General features: G+C 69.4%; 11 protein-coding genes. 7 read left to right on the top strand and 4 right to left on the bottom strand.

Annotation, left to right across the window (positions count from 1 at the left end):
• Window positions 1-84: 84 nt before the first annotated feature.
• Window positions 85-1,446, bottom strand: a complete 1,362-nt coding sequence (gene glnA, locus AB0915_RS05065) for a type I glutamate--ammonia ligase (RefSeq protein ID WP_358858499.1) — start codon at window positions 1,444-1,446, stop codon at window positions 85-87.
• 273 nt (window positions 1,447-1,719) lie between these two features.
• Between glnA and AB0915_RS05060 the strand changes: the two genes are divergently transcribed.
• The 7 genes from AB0915_RS05060 to AB0915_RS05030 all read left to right on the top strand — a co-directional run bounded on the left by AB0915_RS05060 (window position 1,720) and on the right by AB0915_RS05030 (window position 8,849).
• Window positions 1,720-2,397: a DUF3105 domain-containing protein gene (locus tag AB0915_RS05060; protein ID WP_366689769.1), complete on the top strand. Its 678-nt coding sequence runs from the start codon at window positions 1,720-1,722 to the stop codon at window positions 2,395-2,397.
• The gene (locus tag AB0915_RS05055) at window positions 2,394-3,119 is read left to right on the top strand and encodes a DUF305 domain-containing protein (protein ID WP_366689768.1); all 726 of its coding nucleotides are present in this window, start codon (window positions 2,394-2,396) and stop codon (window positions 3,117-3,119) included. The genes AB0915_RS05060 and AB0915_RS05055 overlap by 4 nt, the downstream gene beginning before the upstream one ends.
• 135 nt (window positions 3,120-3,254) lie before the next feature.
• Entirely contained in the window at window positions 3,255-3,680 is a 426-nt protein-coding gene (locus tag AB0915_RS05050) for a CBS domain-containing protein (protein ID WP_366689767.1), read from the top strand.
• A gap of 100 nt (window positions 3,681-3,780) precedes the next feature.
• Window positions 3,781-4,206 carry a hypothetical protein gene (locus tag AB0915_RS05045; protein WP_366689766.1) on the top strand — a complete coding sequence of 142 codons (426 nt, stop codon included), beginning with the start codon at window positions 3,781-3,783 and terminating at the stop codon, window positions 4,204-4,206.
• A 61-nt stretch (window positions 4,207-4,267) separates the two neighbouring features.
• Window positions 4,268-5,896, top strand: coding sequence for a multicopper oxidase family protein (locus AB0915_RS05040; protein ID WP_366689765.1), 1,629 nt, complete (start codon window positions 4,268-4,270; stop codon window positions 5,894-5,896).
• Between the two features lie 87 nt (window positions 5,897-5,983).
• Window positions 5,984-7,738, top strand: a complete 1,755-nt coding sequence (locus AB0915_RS05035) for an NAD+ synthase (RefSeq protein ID WP_366689764.1) — start codon at window positions 5,984-5,986, stop codon at window positions 7,736-7,738.
• 202 nt (window positions 7,739-7,940) lie between these two features.
• Window positions 7,941-8,849 (top strand): CPBP family intramembrane glutamic endopeptidase, encoded by a 909-nt coding sequence (locus tag AB0915_RS05030; protein WP_366689763.1) that lies wholly within the window; start codon window positions 7,941-7,943, stop codon window positions 8,847-8,849.
• A gap of 204 nt (window positions 8,850-9,053) precedes the next feature.
• Here the strand turns inward: AB0915_RS05030 and AB0915_RS05025 are convergent, their stop codons facing one another.
• The 3 genes from AB0915_RS05025 to AB0915_RS05015 all read right to left on the bottom strand — a co-directional run bounded on the left by AB0915_RS05025 (window position 9,054) and on the right by AB0915_RS05015 (window position 12,235).
• Window positions 9,054-10,250 carry a globin domain-containing protein gene (locus AB0915_RS05025; RefSeq protein ID WP_366689762.1) on the bottom strand — a complete coding sequence of 399 codons (1,197 nt, stop codon included), beginning with the start codon at window positions 10,248-10,250 and terminating at the stop codon, window positions 9,054-9,056.
• 78 nt (window positions 10,251-10,328) lie between these two features.
• Entirely contained in the window at window positions 10,329-11,351 is a 1,023-nt protein-coding gene (locus AB0915_RS05020) for an endonuclease/exonuclease/phosphatase family protein (RefSeq protein ID WP_366689761.1), read from the bottom strand.
• Between the two features lie 191 nt (window positions 11,352-11,542).
• On the bottom strand, window positions 11,543-12,235 hold the full coding sequence (locus AB0915_RS05015; RefSeq protein ID WP_366689760.1) for a TetR/AcrR family transcriptional regulator: 693 nt from the start codon (window positions 12,233-12,235) through the stop codon (window positions 11,543-11,545).
• Window positions 12,236-12,340: the final 105 nt, after the last annotated feature.

Genomic DNA, 12,340 nt, shown 5'->3' with positions numbered 1-12,340 from the left:
GGCGGGTGAAACGGCTTCGGGCCGACGGTACGAAGCCGTCGGCCCGAAGCCGCGTACGTTCGCTCGGACAGCGCCGACCTGCGGTTACAGCACCGGCAGCAGTGCCTTCAGCTCGAAGGCCGTGACCTCGGAGCGGTACTCCTCCCACTCCTGCTTCTTGTTGCGGAGGAAGAAATCGAAGACGTGCTCGCCGAGCGTCTCGGCGACCAGTTCGCTCTTCTCCATCAGCGAGATCGCCTCGCCCAGGTTCTGCGGCAGCGGCTCGATGCCCATCGCGCGGCGCTCGGCGTCGGACAGCGCCCACACGTCGTCGTCGGCGCCCGCCGGGAGTTCGTACCCCTCCTGGATGCCCTTGAGGCCCGCGGCGAGCAGCACCGCGTACGTCAGATAGGGGTTGGCGCCGGAGTCGATGGAGCGGACCTCGACACGGGCCGAACCGGTCTTGCCGGGCTTGTACATCGGGACGCGGATCAGCGCGGAACGGTTGTTGTGGCCCCAGCAGATGTACGAGGGGGCTTCGCCGCCGGCGCCCGCAGCGCGCGAGGAGCCTCCCCAGATGCGCTTGTACGAGTTGACCCACTGGTTCGTCACGGCTGAGATCTCCGCGGCGTGCTTCAGCAGGCCCGCGATGAAGGAGCGGCCGACCTTGGAGAGCTGGTACTCGGCGCCCGACTCGTAGAACGCGTTGCGGTCGCCCTCGAAGAGGGAGAGGTGGGTGTGCATGCCGGAGCCGGGGTGCTCCGAGAACGGCTTCGGCATGAACGTCGCCTGCACACCCTGCTCAAGCGCCACCTGCTTCATGACGAGACGGAAGGTCATGATGTTGTCGGCGGTCGAGAGCGCGTCCGCGTACCGCAGGTCGATCTCCTGCTGGCCGGGGGCGCCCTCGTGGTGGCTGAACTCGACGGAGATGCCCATGGATTCGAGCATGGTGATCGCCTGGCGACGGAAGTCCATGCCGACGTTCTGCGGGGTGTGGTCGAAGTAGCCGGAGCTGTCGGCGGGGGTCGGGCGGCTGCCGTCGACCGGCTTGTTCTTCAGCAGGAAGAACTCGATCTCCGGGTGGGTGTAGAAGGTGAAACCCAGGTCGGAGGTCTTGGCGAGGATGCGCTTGAGCACATAGCGCGGGTCGGCGAAGGACGGCGAACCGTCGGGCATCAGGATGTCGCAGAACATGCGCGCGGTGCCGGGGGCCTCCGCACGCCAGGGCAGGATCTGGAAGGTGCCCGGATCCGGCTTGGCGATCATGTCGGACTCATACACCCGGGCGAAGCCCTCGATGGCCGAGCCGTCGAAGCCGATTCCCTCGTCAAACGCCTGTTCCAGCTCGGCAGGGGCCACGGCAACGGACTTGAGATACCCGAGCACATCGGTGAACCACAGGCGCACAAAGCGGATGTCGCGCTCCTCAAGTGTCCTGAGGACGAATTCCTGCTGCTTGTCCATAGCCACATCCTTGCAGTTCAGACGGTCTGTGCACCACCGCCCGGGATAGGGGAGAAGCTCCAGTATCACGACCCGGGATTTCACCCAGATTACGCACTCGACGTGAGATGGAGCACTCGGCCACCCACTACGATCGGCGGCCACGGTGTGCGGGCCTTCGAAGGAGAGGGCCCAGGGGCGGAGCGGCGTCGCAGCTGCCCCGTGCGCGCCGGTTTCCCGATCCGTTCCTGTCCCTCCCCGCCCGTTCGCAGAAGGACCGAAGGACCAGACGACATGAGCTTCGACCGCAGGACCCGCATAGAGCAGATGCGCAACACCGACCGTGCACGCGACCGTCGCAACCGTGCCCTCGCCATAGGGCTGAGCGCCCTTGTCGTCGCTGGTCTGGTCGCTTTCGGCTCTTACGCGCTGCTGGACAGCTCCGAGGCTGCGGACAAGAGGGACGCCGTCGCGGCCGATGAAGCGACGCCGTCCGCGGCGGAGAAGAAGGTGCTGGCCGCCGAGCCGATCGAGGGGCTCAAGACGTGGGACGCGAAGAAGCTGACCCGCAACCACGTCACCAAGACGGTCACATACCCGATGAAGCCTCCGGTCGGCGGTGACCACAGCCCCGTCTGGATGAATTGCGACGGCGAGGTGTACAAAAAGGCGATCCCCGACATGAACGCCGTGCACTCGCTGGAGCACGGGTCGGTGTGGGTGACGTACACGGACAAGGCGTCGGCGGCCGACGTGGCCGAGCTCGCGGCCCTGGTCGGGAAGACGCCGTACTCGCTGATGAGCCCGTACCAGGACCAGGCCGGCACGATCATGCTGAGTGCCTGGGGCAAGCAGGTCACCGTGGACAGCGCCGATGACCCGCGGGTCGGCCGGTTCTTCGCCAAGTTCGTGCAGGGGGAACAGACCCCGGAGCCGGGTGCGGCGTGCACGGGCGGGCTGGGGTCCCCGTGACCGGTACGAAACAGTGGGTGGCCGGTTCCGCCGTCGCCCTCGCACTGCTCCTCGCGGGGGTGGCGACGATCGCCTCGGCGCGGGACGACACGGCGGACGGGAAGCAGCCCGGAGCGGCCGCCGCGGCCGTCCGGGTGCCCGGCCCGGACTCGGCCGACGCAGGGTTCGCCCGCGACATGGCGGTCCACCATCAGCAGGCCGTGGAGATGTCCTTCATCGTCCGTGACCGTACGCAGGACGAGGAGGTACGCCGTTTCGCGTACGACATCGCCAATACCCAGGCCAATCAGCGGGGCATGCTGCTCGGCTGGCTGGATCTGTGGGAGCTGCCGAAGGTGGCCGCCGGGCAGGAGCCGATGGGGTGGATGACGACCCACGGTGGACACGGCATGCACGGTGATCACGGCATGGAAGGCATGGGGGACACGGGCAGGTCGGACGGCGCCTTCACCGCACATGACGGCGCCCTCATGCCCGGCATGGCCACCCGGACCGAACTCGGCCGGCTCAGGAAGGCGAGCGACAAGCAGGCCGAGATCCTGTTCCTGCAGCTGATGACCGACCACCACAAGGGCGGCGTCGCCATGGCGCGCGGCTGCGCCGAGCTCTGCACGGTGAAGGCGGAGAAGCGGCTCGCCCGAGGCATGGTCGAGGCTCAGCAGTCCGAGCTGGACACGATGGCGCAGATGCTGGCGACGCGCGGGGCGAACCCCAGGTCCTGAGGCATTCCGCCGGCCCCGAAGCGGTAGGGATGCACCCGAATGGGTGATAGCGGTCGCGCACCCCGAACGGGCCCATGACGATGGGTTCGCTCGGGGTCGGACCGCAGTGCCCGTCGGCACCAGGAGGAATTCCTCATGACCACCGCCAAGGACATCATGCACACCGGGGTCCACTGGATCCCCGCGCACGAGACGCTCGACCGCGCCGCCCAGATGATGCGCGAACACAACGTCGGCGCACTGCCGATCTCGGCCAGCGGCGAGAAGGACCGGATGGTCGGCATCCTCACGGACCGCGACATCGTGGTCGGCTGTGTGGCGATGGGCCACGATCCGTCGAAGGTGACCGCGGGTGAACTCGCCCAGGGAACGCCGCGCTGGATCGATGCGAACGCAGAGGTGAACGAGGTTCTGGAGGAGATGCAGAGCCACCGGATCCGCCGGCTCCCGGTGGTCGAGAACAAGGTGCTGATCGGCATGATCAGCGAGGCCGACCTCGCCCAGCACCTTTCCGAGGACCAGATCGCCGGCTGGGCGGAGAAGGTCTACGCCCGCGCCTGACCGGCGTTCGGCAGCGCGCCACCGCGGGCCCGGCACCCATGACAACGGGGGGTGCCGGGCCCGCGTGCGAGGTATACCCAGCGGGGGTAGGGTGCCCGACATGGGCCCGAAACGGAGTGCGACAGACGGACAGTTGTTGCTGTTTGCCGCGCTGCTGTTCGGGATCTTCACCATGCACACCGTCGGGCATCCGGCGGAACACAGCGGCCATGAGGCCGTGGTGACGACAGGCCACGTGCGGGACCAGGGAGCTCAGGGGATAGACCCGGCGAGCGCCATGACGGAGCCCTCGATGGAGCACGCCTCCGTCCCGCCCCTGCCGATGAGCGACGGCACGGACCCGATGGCGGCCTGTCTCGCCGTGCTGGGCGCCTGGGGTCTCGCTCTGCTCGCCGGCCGGCTGATGGCGCTCCGGACCGCGGAGCATCTCCTCGTGGCCGGCGGAGCGCTGTTGTCGCGTGCGCCGCGGTCCGGCCCCTCGCCCGCGATGACGGTTCCCGGCCGGTTGTCGGCGCTTCGGATATAGGAGCGGGTCGCTCCGCATCCCTCCTTCAGCCCACGCCGACAGCATCAGAGGTGTTCCAGCCATGCCCACTCAACCCACTCGACGAGCCGTGCTCGGCGCCGGAATCGCCATGGCCGGCACGGGAGTTCTGGCCGCCTGCTCCAGTGGTACGGACCCGCAACGGCACGCCGCGAACCCTGGCCCCGCGCATCACGACGCCATGAACCACCGCCCGTCGCCCGCGTCGGGGAGCCGCGGGGAGTACATCTCTCCCGGCGACGCGGAGGTCACGGCGGTCGAGGCGAAGCGAGGCTCCGGCCCCGTACGGAAGATCAACCTCACCGCCACCCCGGGCCGCCTCGATCTGGGCGGCGGGCTCACCGTCAGCTCCTGGTCCTTCGGGGACCGGCTGCCCGGCAAAGAAGTCCGGATCACCGCGGGCGACACCTTGGCAGTCACCCTCGCGAACCACCTGCCGACGTCGACCACCGTGCACTGGCACGGCCTCCATGTGCGCAACGACATGGACGGTGTTCCCGAGCTGACCCAGTCGGCCATCAAACGGGGCGCGGAGTTCACGTACCGCTTCGCGGTGCCACAGTCGGGGACGTACTGGCTCCATCCGCACCAGGGCGTCCAGCAGGACCGCGGTCTGTACGCACCACTGATCATCGATGATCCGAAGGAGCCCCTGTCGTACGACAAGGAGTGGGTCGTCGTGCTCGACGACTGGGTCGACGGAGTGGAGGGTTCCACTCCGGAGGGGGTACTCGCCGAGCTCAGCCACGGCATGGGCGGCATGGATCACGGGTCTTCCGGGGGCGATGACAAGCCCCGCTCCGGGTCCGGGCCCTCGCGGGTGCTGAGGGGCGCCCCGAGCGACCTGCTCGGCGGTGACGCGGGCAATGTCGACTACCCGTACTACCTGATCAACGGCCGCGTCCCGAAGGACCCGACCACGTTCACCGCGAAGCCCGGCGACCGGATCCGGGTGCGCATCATCAACGCGGGCGGCGACACCCCGTTCCGCGTCGCGCTCGGCGGCCACCGGATGACCATCACCCACGCGGACGGCTTCCCGGTCCGGCACACCACGACGGACGCACTGCTGCTGGGTATGGGCGAGCGGTACGACGTGCTGGTCACCGCCCGGGACGGGGTGTTCCCGCTGACGGCGGTCGCCGAGGGCAAGAAGGCGTCGGCGCTGGCCCTGCTCCGTACCGGCGGTGGCGCGGCGCCGGCCGCCTCCGTGCTGCCCGAGGAGCTGACCGGGCAGCTGGTGTCGGCCTTCGAGCTGAAAGCGGACGAGTCGGTGGAGCTGGCCGCCCGCAAGCCCGACCGGACGATCCGGATCAAGATGACCGGCACCATGAGGGCGTTCGACTGGGGCTTCGACCACAGGAAGTACGACCCCGATCAGCGCCATGCGGTCAGGGCGGGCGAGCGGGTCCGGCTGGAGTTCTACAACATCACGGACATGTGGCACCCGATCCATCTGCACGGGCACACGTTCGGCCTCGCGGGACGTGCGGGACCGCGCTCGGTGCTGGGCAGGGTTCCGGGGGCGCGCAAGGACACCGCGATCGTTCTGCCCAATAGGTCGGTGGCCGTGGAGCTCGACGCGGACAACCCGGGGCTGTGGATGCTCCACTGCCACAACGTCTACCACTCGAACATGAACATGATGACGGTCCTCGGCTACCGCCGCTGACCCGGTCCTGGCGGGCCGCGTCGGCCGCGGCAGCGGAAGTGCGGCCCGCCAGGATATCGCGTCAGAAAGACGATTACACTGAGGCGCGTGCCTCAACTACGCCTCGCACTGAATCAGATCGACTCGACCGTCGGTGACCTCGCCGGCAACGCCGAGGCGATCGTCCACTGGACCCGGCACTCCGCCGAACAGGGCGCCCATCTGGTGGCGTTCCCCGAGATGGTGCTGACCGGTTACCCCGTCGAGGACCTGGCCCTGCGGTCGTCCTTCGTCGAGGCGTCGCGGAACGCGCTGTTTGCGCTCGCCGCCCGCCTCGACGCGGAGGGCTTCGGGGAGCTGCCGGTCGTCGTCGGCTACCTCGACCGTTCCGAGAAGGCCCAGCCGCGCTACGGCCAGCCTGCCGGCTCTCCGCAGAACGCCGCCGCGGTGCTGCACCGCGGGCGGGTCGCGCTGTCCTTCGCCAAGCACCACCTGCCCAACTACGGGGTCTTCGACGAGTTCCGGTACTTCGTGCCGGGCGATTCGATGCCCGTCGTACGGGTCCACGGTGTCGATGTGGCGCTCGCGATCTGCGAGGACCTCTGGCAGGACGGCGGCCGGGTGCCGGCCGCCCGCGCCGCCGGGGCCGGGCTGCTGCTGTCGATCAATGCCTCGCCGTACGAGCGGGACAAGGACGACACCCGGTTGGAACTGGTCCGCAAGCGGGCGCAGGAGGCCGGCTGCACCACCGCCTATCTGGCGATGATCGGCGGGCAGGACGAGCTGGTCTTCGACGGCGACTCGATCGTCGTCGACAAGGACGGCGACGTGATCGCCCGTGCCCCGCAGTTCGCCGAGGGCTGCGTCGTCCTCGACCTGGAGCTGCCCGCCGCGGCGCCCGAGGCGCCGTCCGGGGTGGTGAACGACGGACTGCGGATCGATCACGTGGTCCTCTCCGACGAGCCTCTCCCCGCCTACGAGGCGGAGCTGACCGGCGGCTACGCGGAGCGGCTCGACGACGACGAGGAGCTGTACTCGGCGCTGGTCGTGGGCTTGCGTGCGTACGCTGCCAAGAACGGCTTCAGCAGTGTGCTGATCGGGCTGTCCGGCGGGATCGACTCGGCTCTCGTCGCGGCCATCGCGTGCGATGCGCTGGGCGCGCAGAACGTGTACGGCATCTCGATGCCCTCGAAGTACTCCTCGGACCACTCCAAGGGCGACGCGGCGGAGCTGGCGCGCCGTACCGGGCTGAACTTCCGCACCGTATCGATCGAGCCGATGTTCGACGCGTACATGAAGTCGCTGGGGCTCACCGGTCTCGCCGAGGAGAACCTCCAGTCGCGACTGCGCGGCACGATGCTGATGGCCGTCTCCAACCAGGAGGGCCAGATCGTCCTCGCGCCGGGGAACAAGTCGGAGCTGGCGGTCGGTTACTCGACGCTGTACGGGGACTCCGTCGGCGCGTACGGGCCGATCAAGGACGTCTACAAGACGTCGATCTTCAGGCTGGCGAAGTGGCGCAACCGGGCCGCCGAGGAACGCGGCCAGACCCCGCCGATCCCGGAGGCGTCCATCACCAAGCCGCCCAGCGCCGAGCTGCGGCCCGACCAGGTCGACACGGACTCGCTGCCCGACTACGACGTGCTGGACCGGATCCTGGAGCTGTACGTCGACCAGGATCTGGGGCTGGAGTCGATCGTGGCGGCCGGGTTCGACGAGACGCTGGTGACGAGGACGCTGCGGATGGTGGACACGGCGGAGTACAAGCGGCGGCAGTACCCGCCGGGCACGAAGATCTCCCCGAAGGGCTTCGGCAAGGACCGGCGGCTGCCGATCACCAACCGGTGGCGCGAATCGGGCTGAACCCCGACGGTCGGTCGCCGGGCGGGCCGGGTTCGGGCCCGTCCGGCGACCGGCGTCGATGCGGCTGCCGGACGGGTCCCGGGAAGCACCCGGTCCGCTTTCAGCTCCACCATGGGCCGTCGTCGTGGTGGAGCAGGCTCCACCACCGAGACGGGAGCGGGCTTCCTTCTGTCCCGCCACGGACGCTTCTAGCGTCGCCAGCATGACCATGACCGCACCGCGGGCCCTTCCGCACCGCACCCGACTCCGTGGGCTGCTCACCTATCTGACGATCGCCTACACAGGCATGTGGGTGGCCATGTCACCCCTTCTGATCAAGGGCTTCCGTCGCACCGATGGCCGGGCAAGCCCCGGTGACCTGGAGAACCTGTGTATATCGGCGGCCATGATGGCTCCGGCCGTCGCCGCGGTCGTGGTGGTGCGGTGGGTGGAGGGCGGCGGCGGGGTGCGCGATGTGCTCGCCCTGCGCATCCCGAAGCCGTGGCCTCACGCGGTGCGGTGGCTGCTGGCGGCCGTCCTGGTCCCCGCCGGTCTCACCGTCGTCGCGCTCGCCATCGGCACGGCGGCGGGCGTCTATCCCTTCGGCGGTGCGAGCTGGAGCGGCACGGCCGCCTGGGCCGGGACGGCGCTCGTGCAGATGCTGCTGGCCCTGCCACTGTTCTTCGGTGAGGAGCTGGGCTGGCAGGGCTATCTGCTCCCCCGGCTGGCATACCGGAAAGGGCGCACACGTCCGTTGACGGCCTACCTGGGCACGGGTGCCGCCTTCGCGCTCTGGCATCTGCCGACCCTGCTGATGGGCGGGCAGTATCCCGGTCAGCCCTGGTACGTCGCCGTGCCGGCCATGCTGGTGAGCTGCGGCCTCGCGCTGCCGGTGTTCACCTGGCTGCGGCTGGCCTCCGGATCGGTGATCCCGGCGGTCGTCGGCCACGCCTTCGTCAGCACGGTCAGCATGAGCATGGTCAAGGAATTCGCCGAGCCGGACGCCCCGCTGAAGCCGCTGCAGATGAGCCTCGCGGGCTGGCCCGGCTGGATCGCCATGGCCGCCCTGGTCGCCTTCCTCGCCCGTACGGGCAGACTCACCCTTCCCGACGCCCGGCCCGCGCAGGACTGAGACCACCGGGCCGTGCCCGGCCGGTCCGGACGGCATATGGGCGACATGGACGGCGACCTCACCCTTGGGCGTCGTCACCATGGAACGCATCGCCCGGATCCAGCCCATCGTGATGTCGACCGGCCGGGTGTCGCTCATCGGGTACGTGCTCCACAGGCCGACGGTCCCCTTGAGTCGGGGTGAGCGGCGGCATCCCTCGCGTGTCTACCGGGAGCGAATCCATGGGATGTCGCGTTTGCTCAGGAACCACTCCGCCGGGGACGTGGGCCTGTCGGTGCCGTGCTGGTGGTTGTAGGCGTCGTGGCGTATGTGGTCAGGATCGAAGCCGAGCGCCCCGAGCTGCTTCTCGACAGCGCGCACCATGCCCGAGGGTCCGCTGACGTAGACCTGGCGGCCAGGTCGGTTACGGGCGTACTCACCGACCTGTCGCAGCAGTTCGGCGTCGGCCTCCTCCGGTTCCCCGCCCTCCGGTGGCAGCGCCGCTGTGACGTCCAGCCAGTCGTACGTCTTGGCCAACCGCTCCAGGCCGTCGAGGTCGTAGACCTCGCGCTCGGTGCGGGCGCCGAGGATGAGCCTCACTTCGCCCGGCCGGGGCAGGGCCGCGGCCGCCTCGATGATCGCCTTCACCGGCGCCCAGCCGGTACCCCCGGCCACGCACAGCAGACCGTGACCGGAATCGGGCGGCAGGGTCATGCTGCCGATCGCGGGGCCGAGACGGACGCTGCCTCCGGAGCGGACCCGGTCCACCAGTGCGGTGCTCAGTCGGCCGCGCTCGACGCGGCGCACATGGAATTCCAAGGTGCCGTCGGTGCGCGGAGCGTTGGCGATCGAGTACGGGCGCCAGACCTGGGGCGCCTCGGGCACGGTCAGCGCCGCGTGCTGACCGGCCTCGAAGGGATAGGGAAGGTGCGGGCGCACCGTGAGAACCGCGATGTCTTCGGTGCGCAGCTCGTGGTGGACGACCTCCGCGTCCCACCAGCGGGGCGTCGACGCGGGGACCTCTTCGGCCGCAGCGATCATCACTTGCGAGATGAGGCCGTACGCCGCGACCCACGCCTCCTCGACCTCCTGCGTCCAGGCATCGCCGGCAAACACCTTCAGCGTCGCGATGAGGCTGGCGCCCACGGCCGGGTAGTGCTCGGGACGGGTATCGAACTTGCGGTGGTCGAAGCCGAGGGGGCGCAGGTACGCCACGAGGGCTTCGGGGTCGGCGGCGTTCATGGCTGCCGCAGTGAGGGCGGCGAAGAGCCGGTCCCGCTGCTCGTCCATCTGCTCCGGGAACATGTGGCGGATGCCAGGGTTGTGGTGAAACAGGTGGGCGTAGAAGTACTTGCTCAGCCGATCCGCACGCCGTTCGACGACAGAGAAGCTCCACTCGATGAGTGCAGTATTTATGGACACGGAGGGCAATATTATCCGCGACCTCCACGCCCCCTTCGCCCTATGCTCACCCTGCACAAGCCCCGGACGGGGGAGGTCTCACAGTTCGACGCGGGCGGCGATCGGGAGGTGGTCGCTGTCCGTCGCCGGGAGCGTCCACGACGACATCGGCTCGACCCCCTTCACCATGATCTGGTCGATCCGGGCCATCGGGGACGACGCCGGCCAACTGAAGCCGAAGCCGTCGCCGGCCGCGCCCTGGGTGGACCTCATCTGCGAGGTGACCTCGTTGAGCGAGCGGTCGTTCATCGTGCCGTTGAGGTCACCGAGCAGGATCACCTTGCCGAGGCGTTCGTGGGCGATGGCCTCACCCAGGGCGTCCGCGCTGTCGTCGCGCTGGTTGGCGGTGAATCCGGCGTGCAGCTTGACTCGTACGGACGGCATATGGGCCACGTAGACGGCGACCTCGCCCTTGGGCGTCGTCACCGTGGAACGCATCGCCCGGGTCCAGCCCATCTTGATGTCGACCGGCCGGGTGCTGCTCATCGGGTACTTGCTCCACAGGCCGACGGTCCCCTGCACCGAGTGGTACGGGAAGCGGTCGGCGAGCGCCGCCTCGTACGTCGACACCTGGCCGCTCGGCAGCTCCTGCAGGGCGATGATGTCGGCGCCGGAGCCCGCGACCTTCCGGGCGGTGCCCGTGGGGTCGGGGTTGTCGGCGTTGACGTTGTGGGTGGCCACGGTGAGGTCGCCGCCGCTGCCCGACTTGTCGGTGAGCAGCCCGCCGAAGAGGTTGAGCCAGACCATGACCGGCAACAGCAAGGCGATCAGCGCGGTCGCCGAGCGACGCACCAGGCCCAGGATCAGCAGCAGCGGCACGAACACGCCGAACCACGGCAGGAACGTCTCGCTGAGGCTGCCGAGGTTGCCGATGGTGTTCGGGATCTCCGCGTGGAACGCCATCACGAGAGTGAGGATCACCGCGCAGGCGGCGAGGACGATGCCGCGCCGCCACATCCCCTTGCCACTGGTCCATCTGTCGCGCAGGCTCCGGAAGCGGGACCCGGTGCGCTGCGGTCCCGCGCTGCCGTTCCCGGTGTCCGCCCTGTACGCCTGCACCATTGCGCCGTCCTCACTGCTTCGCCGTACCCATCGCCGCGCTCCCCGACCCTAGGCGATGAGCAACGCCTTTCCTGCCGCCCACGGCGGCCGTACTGTCACGAGGACGAAGGACGCGGTCCGGCGAGTTCCGGCCGGAGGGATCTTGTGGAGCGTTGTGACACAACGCTCACACTCGGGCAGAGCCGGGCATGTCATGCCTGGCCTGCGCTTTTGCCGGACAGAAGGGCGGCGGGGGCGGTTGCCCGGGCGGGGACCGGGGTGGTGTCGGATGCCGGGCGCGGCGCCAGGCCCTCGACCAGCGTCCGGATGATCCGGTCGGCGAGGTCCTCCGGGAGTGGCGCGTCGGGCCGGTGAACGGTCCGTACGAGCATGGGACCGACGAACAGGTCGTCCATCAGCTCCACGTCCAGGTCCCCCCGGAGTTCGCCCGCTTCGACCGCCCGCCGCACGGCCGCCACCATCGCGACCCGCCGCGGTGCTATCACCGTGCACTGGTACTCGGCCCACAGCTTGGGGTGGCTCTTCATCTGCGCGAAGACGTTGTGGAGGAGGACCGAGGAGCGCTGGGCGAGTCCGCGCCTGCGCAGCGACTCCAGCATCACGCGGAGGTCGCCGAGCCCGGCGGTGCCGGAGATCTTCGGTTCCGGGGGTTCGATGTCGCGCAGCACATCGACGAAGAGCTCTTCCTTGCCGCTCCAGCGCCGGTAGATGGTGGCCTTGCCGACGCCTGCGGTCCGGGCGATGCGCTCGATGGACAGCCCGGCGAGCGGTTCGCCGGCCTCCAGGAGTTCGACGACGGCGTCCAGGATCGCCCGCTCCGCCGCCGCACTGCGCGGTCGGCCGCGCCGCGGTTCCTGGTCCTCGTTCTGCGCCTGCGCCTGCACCTGGCTCCACCTCTTCGCCGCGCCCGTACGGTCCCTGTCCCGATTCTCACCGACCGGGCGGTGTCCTGCTCCCCGCCCCGGCCGGCCCGGTGTGTCCGGGGTGAC

It is taken from the genome of Streptomyces sp. NPDC048411 (genome assembly GCF_040704695.1).
In the GTDB taxonomy this organism is placed as follows: Bacteria; Actinomycetota; Actinomycetes; order Streptomycetales; family Streptomycetaceae; genus Streptomyces.
Note: the sequence above shows the minus strand (reverse complement) of the source record. Positions and strands in the feature narration are given on the sequence as shown.

What these genes read in the sequence shown, in the direction of transcription:
- AB0915_RS05050 (WP_366689767.1), top strand. Translation starts at nt 3,255, where the DNA reads ATGACCACCGCCAAGGACATCATGCACACCGGGGTCCACTGGATCCCC.
- glnA (WP_358858499.1), bottom strand. Translation starts at nt 1,446, where the DNA reads ATGGACAAGCAGCAGGAATTCGTCCTCAGGACACTTGAGGAGCGCGAC.
- AB0915_RS05020 (WP_366689761.1), bottom strand. Translation starts at nt 11,351, where the DNA reads ATGGTGCAGGCGTACAGGGCGGACACCGGGAACGGCAGCGCGGGACCG.
- AB0915_RS05040 (WP_366689765.1), top strand. Translation starts at nt 4,268, where the DNA reads ATGCCCACTCAACCCACTCGACGAGCCGTGCTCGGCGCCGGAATCGCC.
- AB0915_RS05030 (WP_366689763.1), top strand. Translation starts at nt 7,941, where the DNA reads ATGACCATGACCGCACCGCGGGCCCTTCCGCACCGCACCCGACTCCGT.
- AB0915_RS05060 (WP_366689769.1), top strand. Translation starts at nt 1,720, where the DNA reads ATGAGCTTCGACCGCAGGACCCGCATAGAGCAGATGCGCAACACCGAC.
- AB0915_RS05045 (WP_366689766.1), top strand. Translation starts at nt 3,781, where the DNA reads ATGGGCCCGAAACGGAGTGCGACAGACGGACAGTTGTTGCTGTTTGCC.